Raw genomic sequence first — 22,409 nt, 5'->3', positions numbered from 1 at the left:
CCATGACGGTCAGATTGGATCAAGTCCCAGCTCTGGCGCCACGACCTGTGCGGCCGAGGGCTTGGCTTTGGCTGGGTGTATTTCCACTGCTGCTGTTGCTGCTGGGTGTGGGCGGGATGTTTTTGTTCGGCACTCAAGCGTTGCGCGAACAGCCCGTGAGTTTCTGGGGACTGGCCTTTGGTGTACCGCTTCTGGGCTGGTGCCTGCTGAGTTTCGGGCGTGTTTTATTGTATCTCGGTCAACAGCAGGTCGCTGATGGGTGGGATCAGGCACGTGAAGAGGATTTGATTCAAAAACTCCGGCGTGGTCGACGCGTACAGCAGGTGCTGGCTGTCAGTCTGCACACGGCCCTGCGAGAGCCTGAGGCGTCGTCAGCCACACAACTGAAGGCCTTGCTCGACGGGGTCAAAGCCCTCAAAGCGCAACCGTCCAGGCAGGACCAATCTGTGTTGCGCCATAGCCGTATCGCCGGCGATACGGCTGAAGTTCCCGAACTGGCACTGCATCGGGTATTGACCCAGATGCTTGCCGATCTTGCGCCAAGCCTGACACAGGTACCTGACGCTACGCCGTTGGCCTTGTTGTTGGAGGTCGGTAGCACATTGCCGGAGAACGTGTGGCAGCGGGTATGGCGACAGGCATGGAGCGAGTCCGGTATTCGCCAGTCAACCGTGCTTGTTGAGGAGGATGGGTTAGAAGCCTTGGATCAGTGGCTTGATCACCGCATTGGTGATCAGGCGCTGCTGTTAGTGGTGGCGGTACAGTTTGCGCCGCAGCAGCCAGAAGGGACGGCTGAAGCGGCCGTCGGACTGCTGTTTGGCAACCGCCTGACGCAAACCGTCTTGCCATCTATGGCCTACCTGCATCGCCCGGAACAGGAACGCGAGCCGACCACCGATGCCTTGCTTTATGCCGCGAGCCAGGCCTTGGACTGGGTGCCACTGGACGCGCAATCAATCGAGCAGACGTGGCGAGTGGGGGTTGATACGCAACGTGATGCTGCGCTGACCACTGTCTTGGCCGACGTGTCGATCCCGGTGAAGCACAACCAAGGGTTTTACGACCTGGATGCTCAGTTGGGGCACCCGGGCAAAGCGTCACCGTGGCTGGCGATTGCCGCCGCAACGCAGACCATTCAGAGCGGCGCTGGGCCGCAGTTCATTTTTAGCGGGGGCGGCTGTGTTGATGCAGGGCTCTGGAGCACGGTCTTGACGCCTGTGCCATCGCTCTCGAAGTAGGAATTTCGAATGCAGTTTCGACGTGTTGTGTGGTTGGCGGTTCTGGTCGTCGTGCTGTTGCTGATCGGTACGGTACTGGGTGTATTGGTCTGGCATTACCCAGAGGTGTTTGGGTTTCGGTCCGGTAGTGATCGCCAAACTACGGGATTGTGGGTGATAGCCGCTACGATCTTGCTCCTGGTGATGTGCGTCGGTGGCTACCATTTGTTGGGGCATCAGTTGGGACGTTCGGCTTATCTCCGTCAGGAGGGGGATGATGTGCCCCAGCCCACGCAAGCTAGCCACCCTGAATCCCGTGATGCTCAGGCTGCGCAACGAGTCAGCTCGATTAAAGCCTATTTGCGCGAGCGTTACGGCGTCTTCTGGCGCCGCAAAGTCCGCCTGCTTCTCGTCGTCGGCGAACCCGCTCAAATCGAAGCCATCGCCCCGACCCTAGCCAAGCAATTCTGGCTGGAAGGCCAAGGCACCGTCCTGCTGTGGGGCGGCAGCGCCCAGGCGATGCTGGATCAGTCATTCCCTGCGCAGTGGAGTGGCCTGAGTCGCTGGCGAGCGCTGGACGGTGTGGTCTGGGCGCTGGACAAAACCCAGGCTGCTGATGATGCAGCGATGGGCGCGGGCGTGCGCCAATTGCAGCGCCTAGCCCGAGGTTTGCACTGGCAGTTGCCGTTGTACCTGTGGCAGGTCTGCGACAGTGGCTGGTCACAGGACACCCGTAAGGCGCATCCGGTGGGCTGCCTGCTGCCGGCACGCTTTGATGCACAGGCGTTGCAAGACCGTTTGAAGGGTTTGCTGGAGCCTTTGCGCCGTGAGGGCTTGGCGCAAATCAATGGAGTGATGGGGCATGACTTTCTGCTGCGCCTGTCCCGGGATTTACAGGGCGAGGGTATTGCCCGCTGGCGTCACACACTGGGCCCCCTGGCCGGTGAGTTTGCCCGTGGCGTGCCGTTGCGTGGGTTGTGGTTCAGCCTGCCGGTACCGCGCACGAAACAAGTGGAACATATCTGGTCGGTAGCCCCTGTATGGCGTGGCGTACTCGAAGACAAAATCGCCAGCGGCCGCCGACTGGGCTGGAGCGCGCCACGCGTCGGTTATGCGCTGGTGCTGGGACTGGCAGTGCTGTGGGGCGCCGGGTTATTGCTGTCGTTCGTCAGCAACCGGGTGCAAATCGCCCAGGTGCAGACCTCGTTGACGGCATTGCAGCAGCCGGGCAGTGGTGACGAGCAACTGAGTGCGCTCAACGATCTGGTGCGCGAACTGGCGCGTCTGGATTACCGCGCCGCACACGGCGTGCCCTGGTACCAGCGTTTCGGTCTGAACCAGAACCAAGCGCTACTCGATACGTTGTGGCCACGCTACGTCGACGCCAACAACCGCTTGATCCGTGATCCGGCGGCAGCCAATTTACAACGTCAGCTCAACGTCTTAATCAACCTGCCACCGGGCAGCGAGCAACGGATCGAGCGGGCCCAGGACGCCTACGAACAATTGAAGGCGTACCTGATGATGGCGCGCCCGCAAAAAGCCGACGCAACTTTCCTGACCAACGCGCTGGGCCACGCCGAGCCTGTACGCGATGGTGTGTCACCGGGGCTTTGGCAAGGCCTGTCGCCGAACTTGTGGCAGTTCTATGGCGAACACCTGGCGACGCACCCAGACTGGGCTATCAAGGCCGACCCGAGGCTGGTCGCTCAGGTCCGGCAGGTCTTGCTCCGCCAGTTGGGTCAGCGTAATGCCGAAACCAGTCTGTACCAGCAGGTCCTCGATGTAGCGGCCAATCAATACCCTGAGTTGAGCCTGCAACAGATGGTCGGCGAAACCGACGCCCTGATGCTGTTCTCTACCGACGCCAGCGTACCGGGGGTGTTCACTCGCCAAGCCTGGGAGGGCCAGGTGCGTCAGGCCATTGATGACATCGCCGAAGCGCGCCGCGAGGAAATCGACTGGGTGCTCAGCGGCAACCAGACTGACATCGCCGCCGAGCTGACCCCGGATGTGCTCAAGGAGCATCTCACCGAACTGTACTTTCAGGATTACGCCAGTGTCTGGCTGGACTTTCTCAACTCCCTGCGCTGGAACCAGGCCAATAGCCTGGGCGATGTGATCGACCAGTTGACCCTGATGACCGATGTCCGCCAATCGCCGCTGATTGCCCTGATGAACACCTTGTCCTACCAGGGGCAGGCCGGCACCCGCAGCCAGGCCTTGGCCGACTCGCTGATCAAATCCGCGCAACAGTTGATCGCCAAGGACAAAGTGCCCGTGATCGACCAACTGGCACAGGAGCCGCGTAGCCCGCTGGATGCGACCTTTGGCCCGTTATTGACCCTGCTGGGCAAGGACCCCGAGGGCAAGGCCGATAACGATCGCCTGAGCCTGCAAGCGTTCCTGACCCGGGTCACCCGGGTGCGCCTGAAACTACAACAAGTGAGCAATGCGCCCGACCCGCAGGAAATGACCCAGGCCCTGGCGCAGACAGTATTCCAAGGCAAGAGCGTCGACCTGACGGACACCCAGTCCTACGGCAGCCTGGTCGCCGCCAGCCTGGGGGCCGAGTGGAGTGGGGTCGGCCATACGCTCTTTGTGCAGCCGTTGGATGAAGCGTGGCAGCGGGTCTTGCAGCCCTCTGCGGCGGGCCTCAATAACCAGTGGCAACGGGCGATTGTCAAAGACTGGCAAGGCGCCTTCGCCGGGCGCTACCCGTTTGCGAACACCGCCAGCGATGCCTCGTTGCCCATGCTGGGGCAGATGATTCGCGCCGACTCCGGGCGCATCGAACAGTTCTTGCAGCGCCAACTGAGCGGTGTACTGCGCAAGGAAGGCAGTCGCTGGGTGGCCGACCCGCGCCATAGCCAAGGGTTGCGCATCAATCCACAGTTTTTGGCGGCGATTAACCAGCTCAGCCAGTTGGCCGATGTGATCTACACCGACGGCGGTATGGGCCTGAGTTTCGAGCTGCAAGGCAAACCGGTACGCGATGTGGTGCAAACCACCTTTATCCTTAATGGCAATGAACATCAGTACTTCAACCAGAAAGAGCTCTGGCAGCGTTTTAGCTGGCCCGGCCGCAGCGACCATCCGGGCGCCAGCCTAAGCTGGACCAGCATCCATACCGGTGAGCGCTTGTTCGGTGACTATCAGGGCACTTGGGGCCTGATCCGCCTGCTGGAAAAAGCCAGGATCACCCCCTTGGACGACGGCGACAGCCGCTACCGCATGGTCCTCAAGGCTCCGGATGGCCTGAACCTGACCGGGAACCTGCGCACCGAACTGGGTGCAGGGCCGTTGGCCTTGCTCAAGTTGCGTGACTTCACGTTGCCACCGCAGATATTTCTTAGTGAGGGCGCAGCAGACGTGCCCTATGCGCAGAACGGGGGCTTTGAATGAGCCTGCGCACCTTGATTAGCCACTGCCTGGGTGAGCGCGACCCTCTGGCCCTGGCCCGCAGCCAAGCCGAGCGCTGGCAACCGTTGCTCCAGCCCATCAGCGCCGACTCGCCCGTGGGTGAAGACCCCGGCTATGACGATGATTTTCAGCGCATGCGCGAAGAGGTCAACAAGTTGTCCGGGGCGGATGCCGAACGGGTCGTGCAACTGGCAGAAAAGCTACTGACCCATACCTGCAAAGATCTGCGGGTGGCCACCTACTACCTGTGGGCGCGCTTGCAGAAGGACGGTGAGGCGGGACTGGCGGATGGGCTGACCTTGCTGGCTGCATTGGTGGAACGTTACGCCGCCGAGGTGCTGCCGGCGCGGCCCAATAGTCGCAAGATGGCCCTGGAGTGGCTGGCCAGCAGTAAGGTGCTGGACAGCCTGTCGCTGTACCCGGAGGTGGTGCGCAGTGAGGCCGAGCGCACGGTGGCGGCGCTGGCCTGGCTGGAGCGCGGGCTTGAAGCGTGGCCGCAGGATCAGCGTCCGGCCCTGGGTGCGTTGTATGGCGCATTGTCCGCCCGGCTGACGCAATCTGGCGGAGTAGACGCACTGGTGCCGCAGCACACCAGTCATGACGCTAATGCCCACACGACCGCGCCGACCGCCATGTCCATCAAGTCCGGACGTGACCTCCTGGACAGTGGCCGGGCGCTGGCTGGTTATTTGCGCGAGCAGCCCCAAGGCTGGCTGGCAGCTCATCGACTGATGAAAAGTTTGCGCTGGGACACAGTCCACCAAGCACCGCCCCAGGAAACCAACGGCAATACGCGGCTGGCGTCGCCTCGTGCTGATTATCGGGCGCAACTCAAACGCTTGTACCTGCAACAGAGCTGGTCTGAACTGCTTGATCAAATCGAGCGGATCTACGCCGAGGGAGTGAATCATTTTTGGCTGGATTTGCAGTGGTACCTGTACCAGACGCTGAGCAAGCAACCCGCACCTCACGACAGCTGGGCCGATATCGTCAAACGTGATCTGGGCATGTTCCTCGAACGCTTGCCGGGCCTGGAACTGTTGCACTGGAACGACGGCACACCCTTCGCCGACGAAACCACCCGCGACTGGATCATCCAACACGTCAGTGGTAATCGCGCGCAGCAATGGCTGCCGACCCCGAAGGCGGTGCTGACCACAGCAGATAGCGACATCCTGTCGCTTGAGAGTGAAGCCCTGGCCCAGGCTGACAGTGACGGCGTGGACGTGGCCCTGGCCTGGCTGGCGGCACGTCCGAACATACAGACCGGACGCCAGCGCTGGCTGTTGCGCCTGCTGATGGCGCGGGTGGCCGAGCAATACGGCAAAAGCGACCTGGCCATGCACCTGCTCGCAGAACTGGACGCCACCGCCCAGCACCACGCTCTGGCGGTGTGGGAGCCGGAGCTGAATTTCGAGGTCAAGGCCCGCCTGCTCAAGCTGCTGCGCCTGAAAGCGCAGCGCAACGATGCCGACAAACCCACCCTGGCCCGGCGTACTGAGGCGCTGCTGGCGTCGTTGGTGGCCATTGACCCGGTACGCGCGGCAGTGCTCTGCGGCTAACCCTCATTTATCAGGAATCTCTCTGTGAGCACGGACAATTTAACCCTGCGCTACTTCGACGCCGAAATGCGTTACCTGCGCGAAGCCGGCAAGGAGTTCGCCGAAGCGTTCCCGGACCGGGCGGCCCAGCTCAACCTGGACAAACCGGGCGCGCAAGACCCGTATGTGGAGCGCCTGTTCGAGGGCTTTGCCTTCTTGATGGGGCGCCTGCGCGAAAAACTCGACGATGACCTGCCGGAGCTGACCGAAGGCCTGGTCAGCCTGCTGTGGCCGCATTATTTGCGCACTATTCCTTCATTGTCAGTCGTCGAGTTGGTGCCTGAACTCGCGCAGATGAAACGCAGCGAGCCCATCGGCAAGGGGTTTGAGGTGTTGTCGCAACCCATCGGTCCGCAACGCACCCGTTGCCGGTACACCACCACCCAGGACCTGATGTTGCAACCACTGGCCCTGGAGTCGGTGCGACTGGCCTACGAACCGGACGGCCGCTCGCTGCTGCGTCTGCGTTTTGCCTGCGGTGCATTGACCGACTGGAGCCAGATCGACCTGAGCCGCCTGCCGCTGTACCTGAATGCCGATGCGCCACTGGCCAGTGCCTTGCACCAGGCGCTGACCCTGAACACCCAGGCGTTGTACGTGCGTTTTTCGGGGGAACAAGAGCGCCATGCGCTGGACGGTCATTTTGCGCCCAAGGGGTTCGCCGACGAGGATCGCCTATGGCCCAAGGGCGACAGCGCCTTCAGCGGTTATCAGTTGCTGCTGGAGTACTTCACCTTTCGCGAAAAATTCATGTTCGTGACCCTTTGCGGCCTGGAACACCTGAACCTTACCGCAGGCTCACCCTGGTTCGAACTGGACGTGGTACTGCGTGAAGCCTGGCCACAGGAATTCAGTGTGAGCAGCGAACACATTCGTCTGCATGCTGTGCCAGTGATCAACCTGTTCCCGCTGGAAGCCGACCCACTGACCCTGGCGCCGTTGCAAACCGATTACTTACTGCGACCCATGCGCTTGCAGGACGGCCACACCGAAATTTATTCGGTCGACCAGGTGACCTCCTCAAAAAACGCCGTGCGCCAGGACTATGTGCCGTTCAGCAGCTTTCGCCACAAGGGCGGCATGCTGCGTGACGAGGCGCCGGAGCGTTATTTTCATACCCGCTTGAAGCGTTCTGCCAAGGGTTTGCATGACACCTGGCTGATCCTGGGCGGTGACGGTTTTGACCAGGATCAGTTGCAGGGCGGTGAAAGCCTGTCCCTGCGCTTGACCGGCACCCATGGATTGCTCCCGCGCAAGGCACTGCAAAGCACCTTGCTCGACACCCTGGTGCAATCCACCCAAACCGGCTTGCGGGTGCGCAACCTGTGTGCGCCGAGCTTGCCGCAGTACCCGCCGAACCGTGACCGTTTTCATTGGCGGGTGCTCAGCCACCTGGGCTCGAATTTCCTGCCGATGCTCGACAGCGCCGAGGTGCTGCGCGGGACCCTGGCGCTGTACGACTGGACCGGCAGCGAACTGAACCGCCGGCGCCTGGAGGCGATTGTCGAGGTTCGCCATCACCTGGTGCAGCGCTTCGAGAAAGGCTTTTTGCTGCGCGGGGTGGATATCGAAGTCACCCTGGATGCCAATGGCTTTTCCGGTGAGGGCGACATCAGCCTGTTTGGCGAGATGCTCCATCGCTTCTTTGGCCTGTATGCCGACATTCATTTGTTTAACCAGCTCACGCTGATCCTGCAACCTACTGGGAAGTGCCTGCGATGGAACGAGAACCACAGTCAGCGTATTCCCGGCTGAAAGCCGCTGGTTTACTCCAAGCGCTGGATGGGCGGGTCGCCGAGGCCAACCTGTACCGGTTCTGCCAGTTGCTGGAACAGGCCTTACCTAATCACCCGCCCCTGGGCAGCACCGCGCACCCGGCGGATGACCCGGTGCGCTTTCGGCCCGACCCTGGCATGGGATTTCCGGCGGGGGAATTGAAGGCCATCGAAACCGACGAGGACCATCCCGAACGTCCGGCGACGGTACGCACGCGTCTGCTGGGCCTGTACGGCGTCGACTCGCCGATGCCGACGACTTTTCTGGACGACATCGCCCAGCGTCGCGAAGGTCATGAGGCGCTGGAGGCGTTCCTGGACATGTTCAACCACCGGATCTTCACCCAGTTCTATCGCATCTGGCGCAAATACTCCTACCCGGCGACGTTCGAGGCGGGCGGGAATGACGCCACTTCGCAATGCCTATTGGGGCTGATCGGTCTGGGGATTCCCGGCACAGCCAAGCAAATTGCTACGCCGATATCGCGCTTCCTGGCGTTGCTCAGCGTGATGCGCCTGCCGACGCGCAACGCCGAAGGCATCAGCGCACTGGTCAAGTTACTGGCCCCCAACACCAAAACCCGGGTGACGCCGCACTGGCCACAGAAAGTGCCCCTATCACAACCGGCCAGCCTGTCCACCACTCACCCAGTGAGTTTGTCCCAGGGCACGCCGTTGGGCAGCGTTGGCTTTGATGCCAACAGCCAGTTGCACCTGGCGCTGTTCACCGAGGACCCAGGAGAGGCGCGCGGCTGGTTGCCGGGCAGTCAACTGCACAACGACTTGCTGGTGTTACTGCGGGTGTATCTGGGCTGGCGTTGCACCGCGAAATTGCAGTTGTCGCTGCCGATACACAGCCTGCCCAAACCGGTGCTGGGCGGAGCGCCAGTGCTGCTGGGCATGACCGGTGTCCTGGGTCTGGGCAGCGAAGCCTGGCAGGTTGGAGAACACGAAACCATCACCATCAACCTGGGCCGATACCAAGGCCTGCACAGCAACCCCCAGTACAGAGAGGCGCAGCATGTCGCGTATCGTTTTTAATCTATTGAAGGTGGCAATGCTCGGTGCACTGCTGGGTGGGTGCGGGTTGACTCAGACCGTGAGCGACGCCACCACGTCGACGGCCAAGGCGATTTTCTACAAACAAGTGAAGACCCTGCACCTGGACTTTACCGGCCGGGCAGCAATGAACACCGATACGGCGGACATGAGTGGCTTATCGGTGCCCACCGTGCTTCGTGTGTATCAGCTGCGCGACAACAAAACCGTGGACAAGGCCACCTATGACAGCATGCTGAGCGATGCCGACAACCTGCTGCGCGCCGATCTGCTGGATCAGCAAGCGATGGTGGTTAAACCCGGAGAGGGCGCACAACTGAACGTGCCCCTGAATAAAGATGCTCAGTTCGTGACCGTGGTGGCGCTGTTCCGCACCCCCGATACCCAGATGAACACCTGGCGCCTGACACTGACTCGCGATGATCTTGACCCGGACCGGGCGCGGGTCATCGAGTTGGGCAACAACCGCCTGACCTTGCAACCGTTGGCGGAGGATTAAGCCGTGAGCGAGCTGAACCCTTCGCTCTACGAAATGCTCCTGCAAAATTTCGATGACGAGTTGGACCTGTACCGGGTCCGGGAAGAGGACCAGCACACCCTGTCGGTGCTGGATAACCTGCAACGCATCCTCAACAGCCGGGCGGGATCGCTCAGTCATTTGCCGGACTACGGCCTGCCGGATATGGGCCTGATTCTTCAAGGACTGCCCGCCTCAGCGCATGGGCTGATGGGCACCCTGGTCAATACCTTGCTCAAGTACGAGCCGCGCCTGGAAGCAGTGAATATCGAACTGCTGCCGCAGACCCAGCCGGGTCATCTGGAGTATGCCCTGGACGCGCAACTCAAAGGGGGCGAGCGGGTGACCTTCGGCACGACCCTGGCGCCTGAGGGCAAAGTGTTGGTGCGTCACCTGAAGCGGCAGAACTACCTGTCGAAGCCGTAAACCTGTAACGGAAAGGAAGCTGGATGACGGCGTTATTTGAAATGCGTATCCGGGTCGGCGGTGACCCGCGCGACTACAGTGAATTTACCGCACTGCGTGACGAGTTGGCCAAGCTGAGCCACCCGGCGTGCCCGGACGTCGACTGGGCCAAGGTCGAGCAGTTGTGCCTGACGTTGTTCCACAACAATGGCGCAGAGTTGCAAACCGTTGCGGCATACGTGCTTGCACGTAGTCAACGCCACGGCCTGGAAGGCATGGCGCAAGGGGTGACGCTGATCAAGGCGCTGTGCAGCGAATGGGCACGCGTGTGGCCGCCCATGGCATCGGTGCGCCTGGACATTTTGTCCTGGCTGTTCGCCCAATTGCAGCCATTGCTGCGCAGCCTGCAAATCACGACGCAGACGCTGCCCGCCCTGGAGCGCCTGGACAGTGAGTTGGCGGGGTTAGCTACGCAGTTGAATCGTCAGGGGCAAGTGCCTCTGGTCACGTTACAGGTATTACGTCATCAGGTCGGCGGCCTGATGCAACGCCTGGAGCGCAACGTTTCTTCTGGCGAAATACTGCTGATGTCGACGAGGGTTCCGGAACCGGCTTTCGTGATGCCGGTGGTGATTCTGCCAGCTCACCCGATGCCGGACGTGCCGCCAGCGGCCTCGGAAACCCGCAAGCGCCGTATCGCCCTGTGGCTGTTTGCGGCGGCCGCGACGATTGCCCTGGCCAGCGGGTTTTGGTGGCGTGACTGGTTGGCTGCTCCGGACAAACGGCTGATTAAAATCATCCAGCAAGAACAGATGGCTCCCTATCCGGTGCGACTGGACAGCCTGTCACTGTTTGATGCCGGTAGCACCGAGCTCAAACCCGGCTCGACCAAGGTGCTGATCAATGCCTTGGCCAACATCAAGGCTCAATCCGGCTGGCTGATTGAGATCGTCGGGCACACCGACACCACGGGTAACGCGGAGCAGAACCTTCAAATCTCGTACGCTCGCGCCTCGGCAGTGCGCGACTGGATGCAACGCATGGGCGACATCCCCAGCAACTGTTTTGTTGTCCAAGGAGCGGCAGGCAGTCAACCGATTACCAGCAATGACACCGCGTCTGGACGAGCGGCCAACCGCCGTGTCGATATCCGTCTGGTGCCGCATGTGGAAGCCTGCATGAATGCTGCGCTTTGAGAAGGCGACGTCGAAGGTTGAACGTATCAAAAATGTACTGTGATGAATGCATGAGTAGGGTCCGCCGGACCCATATTGAAAAAAATAGGAGAGCTGATGACCCCGCCAATTGATAAAACGATCCAAGTACTGGAAGAGCTAAGCAGCAAAAGGAGATGGGGTGCTAGGGGGCGAGTGTTCGAATCACTCCGTCCCGACCATATTTTTCAATGACTTAGCCCAATCTGAAAGGATTGGGCTTTTTCATGGCTGCGTTTTTCGATTTCTGGTAGTTAAATGGTAGTGAATTGAGACTTGCTGGCGGCTCTTTGCTGAGACTGTCACAGAAAGTGGTCTTAATCCGCTTGATCGCATCCAGCATTGGGTGAAATTGGCCTCTGCTATGAAGCAGCAATCGGGCAAAGCCATGAGGGTATTTGCATGCGCTGAGCACCGCCGCCTCACGCGAAAAGGTGAATATTTGCGAGGATAAATCCGGCGACATAGGACAGGAATGCCAGCGAGATACCTTGCAACGGGCGAATGAACCAGTACAGTTTCGCCATCGTGAGGTAGGCAACAAGCACGATCAAGCCTGTGAATCCGAGGAAATAAGAATGAAAGAGCAGCATCGGATGCTGAAGTGCCAGATAACCGAAAACCATTCCGAACAAAATTGCGCCCAGACTGTGGCTTGCGTTGAAGCCGATCCATGCTTTCCACACGCTTGTCTGGCGGCTGATGACGGGCGACGTCGTTTTAAGTCGTGCTAGTAAGTCGGTGTCGCGCGGATGGAGCTTGTCGCCAACGTAGGTGTAGGCCAGATGTACCAGGCCTAACAACATGATGATTCCCGCACTGATTGATACGAGTATTTGCGCTAGCATGGTGGTTCCTAATAAACGCTCATCAGACGTTCGGTTTCGACCCACGCGGAGATCGATGCGGGGAATTCAGGCGAGGCCGGATTGAGCCCCATCGCATTGCGCACGTCCGTGCTGCTCACGAAACCTTCGCTGCCGACAATCGCGCCTTTGCTGTGGCCATGCGCCATCGTCCTGCCGTCCTGCAGAAACTCGAACGCCATGTAGTTCCAACGCGCGTCCCAGCATATCGTCGAAAAGCGCAAGGTATAAACCGCGAACGGCTTCAGGCCGCGACGATACGAAATGATGCTGCCGCCCAGCATGGGACGCCATCCCTTGCGTAGCGCGACCTTGATGAATCCGGCGCGGGTGAAGTATTCGATCAGGGCCAGGTCAGTGATCGTCATGTAGCGGCCGTTGTTCATGTGGCCGTTGATGTCGAGGTCATTGGGCCAGACGCGCATGATCAGCTCAATGGTGTCGCCCATCTGGATCGGTGATTTAAAACGGGCTCGTAGCCAGGTCCGGAACAGCCGAAAGTAAAGACTCATGCTGATTTCTCTTTCTTCGATTTTTTTGGCGTAGCTATCGGCCGCAGTTCGATGCGTCGCTGTTTTTCGTAGGCTGCGACTAGTGGGGCAATCCGTGGATCGGTACTGCCGGGGCCAGGAACCCAGTCAAGGTCGCGCAGGGTTAGCGCTTTGCCAGACCGATTGCGGGGCCGCATGGGCTCAAGCACCTCGCCCGACTCGCGCTCGATGATCTGGACCGGAATCGAATCGGGAGTTTGTAGCCAGCGGTCGCCCCACTGTAGCAATGCGATCAGGACGGGCAAGAGATCTCGTCCCTTTTCGGTTAGATGGTAGGCCTTGCGAAGCGCATCGTCACGGACCGGCGCCTGCACCAGAATATCGGCGGCAATCATTGCATTCAGGCGCGTAGTCAGGATGTTGCGTGCGATGCCGAGGTGCAATGCAAACTCGTCGAAACGGCGCGTGCCGAACACGACTTCGCGAATTAGGAGGAGCGTCCAGCGATCGCCCAGCACCTCAAGAGCGCGGGCGGCAGAACAGAGGGACTCGTTGACTCTCAGGCGTGGCATAGGGTTTCAATTGCAAAAAATGGAGTCTCGAGACTATGTTCTTCAGTTTTAATATGCAACTAATTTAGTTTCGTAATAAAACTTAATCTGTATTTTTTCGCAATTCTTTCAAGGCACCCTATACAGGTGGAGAGTGAGAGTGACCAGCACCGTGGGAAACCTGTCCGGCCTTGCATTCGTGGGGTAGTCACGGTGGTGAGTGGAACAAAAGACCTTTGAAAACAATCGGTTGTATCAGTGAGAAGGGCGGCTCTGGAGCTCATGCTCGACCGTTAGATCCTGACTCAGAGTGTGTGAAAACGCTGCGCGAACCCTTGCTATGATTTCTGAGGATTTCATCGCAAGGATCGCCCATGAAGCGCTTTATTCAAGGTGAGCATCGAGGTCAAAACACCTTGCTGCCCGAGGGCTTCGACGACCACGTCAGCGATACCAACCCGGTGCGCGTAGTCGACGTCTTCGTCGACGAACTCGAGCTGGTCAAGCTGGGTTTTGAAGGGGTCATCCCGGCAGGTACTGGCCGGCCTGCTTACCACTCCGCAATCTTGCTGAAGATCTATATCTACGGCTATCTCAACCGCATCCAATCGAGCCGGCGTTTGGGGTGAAAAGCTCAACGCAACGTCGAGCTGATGTGGTTGGTCGGGTATCTGATGCCGTATTTCAAGACCGTCGCCAACTTCCGGAAAGACAACAGCAACGCCATCCGAGGTGTCTGTCGCAAGCGCCCATGAGCTCGTTTATTGCTAGGGCGAGTGTTCGAAGTTGCCCGTATGACTTGCTACGCCTCTCACCACCGGTGATCACAAACTTGATGGGCAGCCTATAGGTATCCGGTATGTTCCTCCAGCAATCAACTCAGCAGATACACCGGAAAACATTCACACAAGTGCATCACCCGGAGCCGCGTGTTATCCCGCAGTGCCGCGTTGTTCGGTTGTTCCAGCAGGTCGGCGATCAGGTGCGCCACTTCAGCGCACTCTGCCTCGCCAAAGCCACGGGTCGTCAGTGCTGGCGTTCCAATGCGGATGCCGCTGGTGATGGCCGGCTTCTGCGGGTCGTCGGGAATCGCGTTTTTGTTTAGCGTGATGTGGGTGCTTTCCAACAGCGCTTCGGCGTCTTTGCCGGTGATGTTCATCGAGCGCAGATCAAGTAGGAACATGTGGCAGTCGGTGCCGCCGGACACCACGCGCAAACCACGACGGGTCAGGATGTCGGCCATGGTCCGGGCGTTGTTGATCACCCGTTGCTGGTAATGCTTGAACCCATCGCCAAGGGCTTCGTTGAACGCCACGGCCTTGGCTGCGATGACGTGCATCAGTGGCCCGCCCTGATAAACCGGGAAAATTGTCTTGTCCAGCAGCGCAGCGTATTGTGCTTTGGCCAGGATCAGACCGCCGCGCGGGCCACGTAAGGTTTTGTGGGTGGTGGAGGTGATGAAGTCGGCGATGCCGACCGGCGACGGGTACACGCCCGCCGCAATCAGCCCGGCATAGTGCGCCATGTCGACCATCAGGTAAGCGCCAACTTCATCGCATATGTTGCGAAAGCGCTGAAAATCAATGATTCGGGAATATGCCGAGGCCCCGGCAATGATCATCTTCGGGCGGTGCTCCCGTGCCAGCGCTTCCATTTCAGCGTAGTCGAGGGTCTCGGTTTCCTTCTCCAGGCCATAGGAAAATGCCTTGTAGAACTTGCCGGAAAAATTCACCGAGGCGCCATGGGTCAGGTGCCCGCCGTGAGCCAGGGACATCCCCAGAATCGTGTCACCGGGTTCGAGCGCCGCCAGAAACACCGCTTGGTTGGCCTGGGACCCGGAGTGTGGCTGGACGTTGACGTATTCGCAGTTGAACAGTTTGCGGGCGCGCTCGATGGCCAGGTTTTCGATCTCGTCCACGACCTTGCAACCGCCGTAGTAGCGCTTGCCCGGATAGCCTTCGGCATATTTGTTGGTGAGCACCGAACCCTGGGCTTGGAGCACTTCTTCGCTGACATAGTTTTCTGACGCGATCAGCTCCAGGTGGGTTTCCTGGCGATTGCGTTCGCGGTCGATCAGGTGGGCGATGGCGGGGTCTAAATTCTGCAGGCTCATGGTGTGATTCCTTAGGTAAGCGCTTCGGCCAGCGGTGTAGGCACGTGATGCGGCTGCACCCGTGACTGGCCTCTGGTCGAGTCGGATAGAAAAATGGAGGTGCCTTTCAGGCCGCTGTCGGTGATCAGGATTACGGCGGTCTGCGGGGTGTCGGGGGGTTCTTCGGCATATTTGAGCGGGTCAGCGAAGGCACTGGCGGCTTCAGGGGGCACGCCGGTACTGGCGGCCAATCGGAACGCTGCCGCGACAATGCTCGGGCCACTGACGCAGATGAACTCGCCACCGCTGGCGGTCGCTGCACGCATGGTTTGAGGCGGTCGCGCGGCAACGCGACATTAATGCTGCTGGCGAGGCTGGTGAGGGCAATGCGTTCGGTTTGCTCGGCCAGTTTGCTCCTGTTCGAGCAGGCAGACAGGCGTTGCCGTGGGCCGCCGCCGACACGCCGGCGATGCCACCGCCGACCACTATGAAGTTGTAACGAACGGTCATGGTCGGCTGCCCTCGGCGATGGCGGCGGCTTTGCTTTCCCTGGTGTAAGTCAGCACGAAGTGCGCCACGAGGCCGAAGATCAAGCCCCAGAATGCAGCGGCCAAACCGAGGAAGCTCATGCCCGAGGCGGTGACCAAGAAGGTGATCAGCGCCGCTTCACGTTGTCTCTCGTCCGTCATGGCGCCGGTCAGCCCGGCGCTGATTGCACCGAACAAGGCCAGGCCCGCGAGGGAGGCAATCAACTCTTTAGGCAGGGCGGAAAACACCGAGGCCAGGGTTGCGCCAAAGGTGCCTATCAGAATGTAGAACACCCCGCAGGCAATCCCGGCGATGTAGCGTTTGTCACGGTATTCGTGGGCTTCGTGGCCGGTGCAGATCGCCGCCGTAATCGCTGCCAGGTTAAAGCCGTGGGAGCCGAACGGGGCCATCAGAATCGAGCCAATCGCGGTGACCGAAATGATCGAGCGCGCCGGGGTGTTGTAGCCCGAGGTACGCAACACCGCCATGCCGGGGACGTACTGGCCGGTCAGCGTCACCAGGGCCAGTGGCAGGCCAATGTTGATGATTGCGTGCCAGCTCCACTCGGGGGCGATGAAGACCGGGTGGGCCACCGCGATGATGATCGAACTGCTGTTGAGCTCACCGAACGAGGCGGCTACGGCGCACCCGACAATCAGCACCGAGAGAATGGTGTAGCGCGGCGACAAGCGTTTGAAGATCAGGTAGGCCGCGATCATCGAGAGCACCAGTACAGGTTGCAGCTTGATCGAGGTGAACAGCTCAGCGCCGAAGCGAAACAGAATGCCCGCGAGCATGGCGGCAGCGATGGCTTTGGGCAGGCGACTCATCAGTTTGTCGAACGCCCCGGACAATCCGACTACGGCGATGATCACCGACGCCACTAGATAGGCGCCGATGGCCTGGGGCAGGGTAACGGTGGGCAACATCGACACCAGCAATGCCGCGCCCGGCGTCGACCACGCTGTGATCACTGGAATCCGCAGGCGCCAGCTCAGGAACAGGCCGGTAATGCCGCTGCCGATGGAAATGGCCCAAATCCACGAAGACACCACATCGTTGGGCAGATGGGCCTCCTTAGCTGCCTGAAATACGATGATCAAAGGGCCGGCATAGGAAATGATCACGGCGATGAAGCCCGCAATGACCGCTGACAGGGATAGATCCTTTCTGAGTGTGTCCATGATGTCTCGACTTGGCGCGGCAGGGTCGCGCAGTGATCAGGGGTGGATTGAGTCGATTGGTTCGATTCTAAATGAGTGTATTTGAATGGATTGAGTTGATTCAATAGGCGGTGAGGTTGTTGCACGATGTTTTTTTGCTGTCGGCGCCATATTATCGGTTGTTATTCTCTTAAATAATTGATTTATAGGCTTATTATCTCTTGTGTAAATATCTTATCGTTGTGGCGAATTTCGATTAAATTGCCACATCAATCGACTCAATTTATGGATTGAGTCGATTGATTGGTTGCCTGGCCTCAATGTGATATGCTCAGATATTGATCATTTCTACGATGGGCAGTAATCATTCATGTGGGTTCCCCAGCTAAGCGAGTTCAGCCAGCCGATGTATTTATCGATTGCTGATGCGTTGGCGCGCGATATCAGCAACGGCGTGTTGAACGAAGGTGATCGCCTGCCGACCCTGCGGGAGCTGGCCACCACCCTGAATGTCACTCCGGGCACCATCAGTCGGGCCTACAGCGAAGCCCACCGACGTCGTCTGGTGCAGGGGGAAGTCGGGCGGGGCACTTATGTGCTCAATCAGAAGCCGCTGGAACTGCCAGCCAGCAGCAGCGTCGCGCCGCTGAACCTGGGGCAATCTGAATTACTCGATCTGTCGATCATCAAGCCCTACAGCGAAACCCTGGAATACTGGTTGCGCGACGCATTGGTGGGCATGGCCAAGAGCCCCGATTTTACCCGTACCCTGGATTACGCACCGGAGGGCGGTCACCCGGCTCATCGCGAGGCGGGTGCGCAGTGGTTGCGCCATTCGTTGCCCGATGCTCAATGGCAGCAAGTGGTGATCACCGCCGGTGCCCAGCATGGTTTGATGGTCGCGATGAGCGCCCTGACCCACGCCGGTGACCTGGTGCTCTGCGAAGAGCTTTGCTACCCCGGCATAATTTCCCTGGCTCATGGTCTTGAGCGCCGCCTGCGTGGCGTGCCGATGGACGATGAAGGGATCATTCCCGAAGCGCTGCGCGAACTGTGCCTGCGGGAGAAACCGGCGATGCTGGTTTGCGTCGCGACCTGTCAGAATCCGACGGCGGCGATCATGTCGCAAAAACGCCGAGCACAAATCGCGGCACTGGCCGAAGAGTTTGACTTCATCATCCTGGATGATGATATCTACGGCTTCCTCGCCACCGACCCGTCGATCAAACCGTTGTCGGCGTTTGCGCCGGATCGTTCGGTGTACCTGACCAGCCTGTCGAAATCGATCATGCCAGCGCTGCGCGTCGGCTATATCTATAGTCCGCCCAAATTGCTGTCGCGTCTGACCTCGATGGTGCGCAGCAGCGTCTGGATGCCGTCGCCGCTGACTGCGCAATTGGCCAGCAATGTGATCACCGAAGGCCTCGACAAAAAACTGATCCGTATCCAGCGCAACGAAGCCGCTGCGCGGCAAGCGATTGCCCAGGAAGCCTTTGCCAATTTCGAGCTCAAGACCCAGCCGTATTCCTACCACGTCTGGTTGACGCTGCCCGAGCCGTGGACCTGCGACGAGTTCACCATGCTGGCGCGGAGCAACGGTGTGCTGGTGCTCAGTGGCACCCAGTTTCAGGCCGAACGCTCCGGGACTACCCGCTGCGTACGGTTGGTACTGATGTCGCCCACCAGCCAGGACGAATTGCGCTTCGCCCTGACCAAGCTGATCAGCCTGATCGAATCTGACCCGCGACGTTACTACTGAGTCGCCGCCGGCTGCGATCTTTCTCGCTCCCAATAGTTAACTTATTCGAGCATAGAGGGGCTTCTGTCGTGCGAAGTCCTCGACTAAGGCGCGCGGCGTTTTTATTTTTTGTTGAACAACAATCCTGGCGAACTTTGCCATGTCGTGGCCATCTTTTGCTGGCCGTGACGCATCAGGATTATTGTCTTGCTCACTGTTTGTTTTCGTCCTTGTTTTTCTTAAACCATCCATGCTTCCAATACCACGCCACAGTGTCAGAAATGGTCTGCTCCAGCACTCGAAAGCTCAGGCCAAGCTCTTGTTCACTTTTGCGGTGGTTAAAACAGGTACGGTGCTCCTCTCGTATCAATAGGCGCAACGTCGCCATGCTCAGCAAAATAGGCTTGCCGGTCAGGCGCGCGTAGACCTCCTGCACCGCCGCCAATAGGTATAGCGCGGGCAGTGGCAGTTGCCGAACAGGGGTTTTGACCCCCGCTATACGTCCCAGGACAGGTACCAACTGGCGCATGGTCAAGTTCCGGCCGGCCGCGAGGTAGCGCTCTCCTCGTCGTCCATTTTTGGCCGCGGCAATCTGAGCCCATGCCACATCACGGGCATCGACTACGGAGAAGGTACCGGGGATCAGCCCGGGTAACTTGCCGTTGACGACATCCTTGACCAATTGTCCCGAGGAGGTCGGGCCCATATCGCCAGGTCCCCACATCCAGCCGGGCAGAACCATGCAGGCATGCATCTGGGGGTGGGTTTCAAGAAACGTCAAGACGACACGGTCCGCGAGGATCTTGCTGCGGTAGTAGTCATCCGCATCGGTTTCGGACCGCAGGCATGTCTCATCGATAGAGGTGCCAGGGTCCCCGTCGAGCACGGCGATCGAAGAGGTATGGACAAATCGGCGTATCCCCGCGCGGTAGGCCTGGTGAAGCAAGTCTCGCGTACCGGCGACATTGATCTTTTCGAGTTCTGCCCAGTGGCTGCCACCCTTGTAGTTATCGCGAAAGAACGCCGCCGTATGAAACACCGTATCGCAGCCTTGCAGCGATGTTGCGAACGCGTCGATATCGGCCATGTCACCAACGACCAGCTCCACACTCGGGAGGTCGTTGAACTGCTGCTCACCTTTGTCTCTTGAACGGACGAGGGCTTTGACGGCGTAGCCACGGGCGACCAGTTCCCGCACCAGGTTGTTTCCCAGCAAACCGGTTGCGCCAGTGACGAATGCGTTGCGCAGGGGGCTCGTAGTCATACATTCCATTCCAGTCGTTTCGAAGGCCGGTAGATATACCGTTCAGGCTGCGTCCGAAAAACAGCGACTACTGCATAATGGCTTTGCATATATGCAGACCCTGGAGGATAGGAGGTATGACGTTGCAGGCAAATTGGGACGACCTTCGTCTGCTGTTGGCGGTCTCGCGGCGTGGCAGTTTTCTTCAAGCGGGCCAACTGCTGGGGATCGCGGCGTCTACCGTGTCCCGTCGCCTGACCCAACTGGAAGCGGCCCTGGGTGAGCCGCTCGTTGAGCGCGGCGTTGAAGGCTGTTGGTTGACCTCGCGGGGGCAATCGCTGGTGGAAGTCGCCGTGGCTGCGGAGGCGGGCTTGAGGCGTCAGACGGCGGCGGACCTGTCCGGGGAGCACACAGAACTATGCGGCAGTGTGCTGGTCAGTGCCGGTGAGGGGTTTTCTTCTTGTGTGTTGGAGGCCGCGAGTCATTTTACTGCCCTGCATCCGCGCTGTTCCGTGGAGTTACTGGTCGCCACCGACTTTCACAAGATCGTCCGCGGGGTGGCGGATATCGCCATACGCACAGCACATCTGGGCGAGCCATCGTTGATTTATCGGCCCATAGGCAAGCTCACCTACGGCGTCTTCGCTGATGCAGGGTACCTGAAGCGATCTCCAGGGGTGACCCTGGCTACGGCGGCAAACATCGCCTTGCTTCCTCCGCTGGATATGTTGCCTCAAATGCGTGCCGCAAAGGCTGCGGGTCTGGACCGTGCGCACATCAGCGTGAACTCGTTCGCTGTCCAACTGGAGTCGGTGCGGCAGGGCATGGGCGTGGCTGTACTGCCGCGTATTCTGGCGACGGGCCTGACGGAGTTGTTCCCGGAGCTTGAACTTCCAGAGATGGAGGTCTATCTGGTAACCCGGCCTCAGGCGTTGAAACAGGCGCACATCAGGTGTTTCTTTGACATCTTGGAGCAGGTATTGCTCGAAGTCCTCTGCGTCGGCAGGCGTCAAAGGGCGAGCTGACAACATCGCAGACAGGCGTCGCAGCATGGGGGTGAGTACGGATCGCTGAGGGGTACTGCTGATCTTCATCGCCGCGCCGGCGATGGTTGCCGCTAGCCAAAGCATGGTCATGCTGATTGCAGGCAGAGCGCTGCAAGGCGTCGGGGCCAGTTCAAATACAAAACGCCCGATGCGATGCATCGGGCGTTGGGGTGAAACAGGTGTAAACCTATTTCAGGACTACACAGCCCGCTGAGTTGGCAGCCGCTCAGCACGTCCTTGATATAGGCATACGGATCATGCCCGTTCATGCTCGCCGACTGGATTAAACTCATGATCGCAGCCGCCCGTCTATTGAGATGCCCTCTGCCGTCGGGCAAACTCCGGTTGCTTCATTGGCTGATAACAGGAGTTACGGATGCCATTTCCACAGACGGAACATAATGCCTTGTTGGCCCTAAAGGGCACAGGGCCGGCCGTTATCGCTCGCCTTGAGCAGATGGGCATTGACTCGCTGGCTGTGCTCAGCGAAGCGAATACTTGTGAGGTCCTGGTTCAGGCATCGGCAGCAGTGGGATCGACTTGCTGGAAGAATAGCCCCCTGGCTCGGGCCGCCACTAACGCGGCCATTGAGCTTGCAAAGGACTCTCAGTTGAGCACACCTAGTGCGTAAAGCTGATCGCTTATTTCAATTGGTAAATCTGATTCGTGTCCATCAGCCAATCTCTGCTGAACGATTGGCTAGCCGAATTGGCGTTTCCGTTCGCTCAATTTATCGATATATCGACGACCTTTCCTTCAGTGGTATCCCAATCTATGGTACCGCCGGCGTGGGGTATGCCTTGGATGCCGATTTTGAGATGCCGCCTTTAACGTTGAACAGGCTTGAACTGGATGCATTGATGCTCGGGGTGGAAATGCTTTCAGCTTCCGCCGATAACGATCTAAGTGCTGCGGCAAGGATGTTGTTGAGCAAAATCTCAGCGTCCATAGCCCATCACAAGGTTGACCCCAGCACGGCAAAAATCAGGGCGCTTGGAACAACACCTTCGTCGACGCGTTGCCATCTGGCAACCCTTCGAAATGCCATCGAAAACACTCAGGCGCTGAAGATAACTTATACCAGCTTGGACGGTGCGGTTTCGCAACGCCTCATTTCGCCCCTTGGCCTTTTCTACTGGGGAGGAAAGTGGACAGTTGGAAGCTGGTGCAGTGCCAGGGCGGCTTACCGCGATTTTCGGGTCGATCACATAACCTCCATCGCTATCGCCCAACAACCATCACCTGACAATCCTGCCCTTGATCTCCAAGCGTATATGAAGCACCAGGCACGTCAGTGGAAGGCGATCACCGCCACTGACACTACGCTGTCAGTATGAGCCACTGATATTTGGGACCCCTCAACACACAGAAGGTCATTCCTATGCAGCACTCATCTCATGTACTCGAATTAGCCATTTTCAAGGTCAAACAGGAATGCGTTGCGCAAGTGCCTGTACTCCGCGCTGGACTTCGTGAAACG

At 59.2% G+C, this 22,409-nt stretch carries 18 protein-coding genes and 3 pseudogenes; 13 read left to right on the top strand and 8 right to left on the bottom strand.

The window, feature by feature from the left end:
- The first annotated feature begins 2 nt into the window (after positions 1 to 2).
- Genes L9059_RS18055 through L9059_RS18020 form a run of 8 tightly spaced genes read left to right on the top strand, consistent with a single transcriptional unit; the run spans position 3 to position 11,193 of the window.
- Positions 3 to 1,238 carry a hypothetical protein gene (locus tag L9059_RS18055; RefSeq protein ID WP_247292319.1) on the top strand — a complete coding sequence of 412 codons (1,236 nt, stop codon included), beginning with the start codon at positions 3 to 5 and terminating at the stop codon, positions 1,236 to 1,238.
- 9 nt (positions 1,239 to 1,247) lie between these two features.
- The gene (locus L9059_RS18050) at positions 1,248 to 4,622 is read left to right on the top strand and encodes an ImcF-related family protein (RefSeq protein WP_247292318.1); all 3,375 of its coding nucleotides are present in this window, start codon (positions 1,248 to 1,250) and stop codon (positions 4,620 to 4,622) included.
- Positions 4,619 to 6,202 carry a type VI secretion system protein TssA gene (tssA, locus tag L9059_RS18045; protein WP_247292317.1) on the top strand — a complete coding sequence of 528 codons (1,584 nt, stop codon included), beginning with the start codon at positions 4,619 to 4,621 and terminating at the stop codon, positions 6,200 to 6,202. Before L9059_RS18050 ends, tssA begins: the two co-directional genes overlap by 4 nt.
- Positions 6,203 to 6,226: 24 nt before the next feature.
- Positions 6,227 to 7,996, top strand: coding sequence for a type VI secretion system baseplate subunit TssF (tssF, locus tag L9059_RS18040; protein WP_247292316.1), 1,770 nt, complete (start codon positions 6,227 to 6,229; stop codon positions 7,994 to 7,996).
- Positions 7,960 to 9,057, top strand: coding sequence for a type VI secretion system baseplate subunit TssG (gene tssG / locus L9059_RS18035; RefSeq protein WP_247292315.1), 1,098 nt, complete (start codon positions 7,960 to 7,962; stop codon positions 9,055 to 9,057). The genes tssF and tssG overlap by 37 nt, the downstream gene beginning before the upstream one ends.
- A complete protein-coding gene (tssJ, locus tag L9059_RS18030; protein WP_247292314.1) occupies positions 9,038 to 9,574 on the top strand; it encodes a type VI secretion system lipoprotein TssJ in 537 nt (178 codons plus the stop codon). Before tssG ends, tssJ begins: the two co-directional genes overlap by 20 nt.
- A gap of 3 nt (positions 9,575 to 9,577) precedes the next feature.
- On the top strand, positions 9,578 to 10,018 hold the full coding sequence (gene tssE, locus L9059_RS18025) for a type VI secretion system baseplate subunit TssE (protein WP_247292313.1): 441 nt from the start codon (positions 9,578 to 9,580) through the stop codon (positions 10,016 to 10,018).
- Between the two features lie 23 nt (positions 10,019 to 10,041).
- Positions 10,042 to 11,193, top strand: coding sequence for an OmpA family protein (locus L9059_RS18020; RefSeq protein WP_247292312.1), 1,152 nt, complete (start codon positions 10,042 to 10,044; stop codon positions 11,191 to 11,193).
- Between the two features lie 440 nt (positions 11,194 to 11,633).
- Here the strand turns inward: L9059_RS18020 and L9059_RS18015 are convergent, their stop codons facing one another.
- Genes L9059_RS18015 through L9059_RS18005 form a run of 3 tightly spaced genes read right to left on the bottom strand, consistent with a single transcriptional unit; the run spans position 11,634 to position 13,140 of the window.
- Positions 11,634 to 12,059, bottom strand: a complete 426-nt coding sequence (locus L9059_RS18015) for an LIC_13387 family protein (RefSeq protein ID WP_428480284.1) — start codon at positions 12,057 to 12,059, stop codon at positions 11,634 to 11,636.
- A gap of 8 nt (positions 12,060 to 12,067) precedes the next feature.
- Positions 12,068 to 12,589, bottom strand: coding sequence for a thioesterase family protein (locus L9059_RS18010; RefSeq protein WP_247292310.1), 522 nt, complete (start codon positions 12,587 to 12,589; stop codon positions 12,068 to 12,070).
- Positions 12,586 to 13,140, bottom strand: a complete 555-nt coding sequence (locus L9059_RS18005; RefSeq protein ID WP_247292309.1) for a winged helix-turn-helix transcriptional regulator — start codon at positions 13,138 to 13,140, stop codon at positions 12,586 to 12,588. The genes L9059_RS18010 and L9059_RS18005 overlap by 4 nt, the downstream gene beginning before the upstream one ends.
- 353 nt (positions 13,141 to 13,493) lie before the next feature.
- Between L9059_RS18005 and L9059_RS18000 the strand changes: the two are divergent.
- Positions 13,494 to 13,865: pseudogene (locus L9059_RS18000) on the top strand (transposase); the annotation flags it as partial.
- A 128-nt stretch (positions 13,866 to 13,993) separates the two neighbouring features.
- Here the strand turns inward: L9059_RS18000 and glyA are convergent.
- The 3 genes and pseudogenes from glyA to L9059_RS17985 all read right to left on the bottom strand — a co-directional run bounded on the left by glyA (position 13,994) and on the right by L9059_RS17985 (position 16,923).
- A complete protein-coding gene (glyA, locus tag L9059_RS17995; protein WP_247292308.1) occupies positions 13,994 to 15,232 on the bottom strand; it encodes a serine hydroxymethyltransferase in 1,239 nt (412 codons plus the stop codon).
- Between the two features lie 11 nt (positions 15,233 to 15,243).
- Positions 15,244 to 15,614, bottom strand: a pseudogene (locus L9059_RS17990) (threonine synthase); the annotation flags it as partial.
- 103 nt (positions 15,615 to 15,717) lie between these two features.
- Entirely contained in the window at positions 15,718 to 16,923 is a 1,206-nt protein-coding gene (locus L9059_RS17985) for a benzoate/H(+) symporter BenE family transporter (RefSeq protein ID WP_247292307.1), read from the bottom strand.
- A 349-nt stretch (positions 16,924 to 17,272) separates the two neighbouring features.
- Between L9059_RS17985 and L9059_RS17980 the strand changes: the two genes are divergently transcribed.
- Positions 17,273 to 18,661, top strand: coding sequence for an aminotransferase-like domain-containing protein (locus tag L9059_RS17980; protein ID WP_247292306.1), 1,389 nt, complete (start codon positions 17,273 to 17,275; stop codon positions 18,659 to 18,661).
- 190 nt (positions 18,662 to 18,851) lie between these two features.
- On the opposite strand, the gene L9059_RS17975 is transcribed toward L9059_RS17980, so the two are convergent.
- The gene (locus tag L9059_RS17975; RefSeq protein WP_247292305.1) at positions 18,852 to 19,904 is read right to left on the bottom strand and encodes an SDR family oxidoreductase; all 1,053 of its coding nucleotides are present in this window, start codon (positions 19,902 to 19,904) and stop codon (positions 18,852 to 18,854) included.
- Between the two features lie 116 nt (positions 19,905 to 20,020).
- Between L9059_RS17975 and L9059_RS17970 the strand changes: the two genes are divergently transcribed.
- Positions 20,021 to 20,908: a LysR family transcriptional regulator gene (locus L9059_RS17970; RefSeq protein WP_247292304.1), complete on the top strand. Its 888-nt coding sequence runs from the start codon at positions 20,021 to 20,023 to the stop codon at positions 20,906 to 20,908.
- 219 nt (positions 20,909 to 21,127) lie between these two features.
- Here L9059_RS17970 and L9059_RS17965 read toward each other — a convergent pair.
- A pseudogene (locus L9059_RS17965) lies at positions 21,128 to 21,240 on the bottom strand (transposase domain-containing protein); the annotation flags it as partial.
- A gap of 65 nt (positions 21,241 to 21,305) precedes the next feature.
- Between L9059_RS17965 and L9059_RS17960 the strand changes: the two are divergent.
- Together L9059_RS17960 and L9059_RS17955 are read left to right on the top strand one after the other, a co-directional pair.
- On the top strand, positions 21,306 to 21,560 hold the full coding sequence (locus tag L9059_RS17960; protein ID WP_247292303.1) for a helix-hairpin-helix domain-containing protein: 255 nt from the start codon (positions 21,306 to 21,308) through the stop codon (positions 21,558 to 21,560).
- On the top strand, positions 21,553 to 22,266 hold the full coding sequence (locus L9059_RS17955) for a helix-turn-helix transcriptional regulator (RefSeq protein WP_247292302.1): 714 nt from the start codon (positions 21,553 to 21,555) through the stop codon (positions 22,264 to 22,266). Before L9059_RS17960 ends, L9059_RS17955 begins: the two co-directional genes overlap by 8 nt.
- The last annotated feature ends 143 nt before the right edge of the window (positions 22,267 to 22,409 follow it).

The sequence above is a fragment of the Pseudomonas violetae genome, assembly GCF_023072615.1.
Classification (GTDB): Bacteria; Pseudomonadota; Gammaproteobacteria; order Pseudomonadales; family Pseudomonadaceae; genus Aquipseudomonas; species Aquipseudomonas violetae.
This window is presented reverse-complemented; position numbering and strand designations above follow the sequence as displayed.

Bases quoted from the DNA above. Each gene is read 5' to 3' on its own strand.
- tssG (WP_247292315.1), top strand. From the start codon at position 7,960: ATGGAACGAGAACCACAGTCAGCGTATTCCCGGCTGAAAGCCGCTGGT.
- L9059_RS18010 (WP_247292310.1), bottom strand. From the start codon at position 12,589: ATGAGTCTTTACTTTCGGCTGTTCCGGACCTGGCTACGAGCCCGTTTT.
- glyA (WP_247292308.1), bottom strand. From the start codon at position 15,232: ATGAGCCTGCAGAATTTAGACCCCGCCATCGCCCACCTGATCGACCGC.
- L9059_RS18055 (WP_247292319.1), top strand. From the start codon at position 3: ATGACGGTCAGATTGGATCAAGTCCCAGCTCTGGCGCCACGACCTGTG.
- L9059_RS18050 (WP_247292318.1), top strand. From the start codon at position 1,248: ATGCAGTTTCGACGTGTTGTGTGGTTGGCGGTTCTGGTCGTCGTGCTG.
- tssJ (WP_247292314.1), top strand. From the start codon at position 9,038: ATGTCGCGTATCGTTTTTAATCTATTGAAGGTGGCAATGCTCGGTGCA.
- L9059_RS17980 (WP_247292306.1), top strand. From the start codon at position 17,273: ATGTGGGTTCCCCAGCTAAGCGAGTTCAGCCAGCCGATGTATTTATCG.
- L9059_RS18005 (WP_247292309.1), bottom strand. From the start codon at position 13,140: ATGCCACGCCTGAGAGTCAACGAGTCCCTCTGTTCTGCCGCCCGCGCT.
- L9059_RS17970 (WP_247292304.1), top strand. From the start codon at position 20,021: ATGACGTTGCAGGCAAATTGGGACGACCTTCGTCTGCTGTTGGCGGTC.
- L9059_RS18020 (WP_247292312.1), top strand. From the start codon at position 10,042: ATGACGGCGTTATTTGAAATGCGTATCCGGGTCGGCGGTGACCCGCGC.
- L9059_RS17975 (WP_247292305.1), bottom strand. From the start codon at position 19,904: ATGACTACGAGCCCCCTGCGCAACGCATTCGTCACTGGCGCAACCGGT.
- L9059_RS18015 (WP_428480284.1), bottom strand. From the start codon at position 12,059: ATGCTAGCGCAAATACTCGTATCAATCAGTGCGGGAATCATCATGTTG.
- tssA (WP_247292317.1), top strand. From the start codon at position 4,619: ATGAGCCTGCGCACCTTGATTAGCCACTGCCTGGGTGAGCGCGACCCT.
- L9059_RS17960 (WP_247292303.1), top strand. From the start codon at position 21,306: ATGCCATTTCCACAGACGGAACATAATGCCTTGTTGGCCCTAAAGGGC.
- L9059_RS17985 (WP_247292307.1), bottom strand. From the start codon at position 16,923: ATGGACACACTCAGAAAGGATCTATCCCTGTCAGCGGTCATTGCGGGC.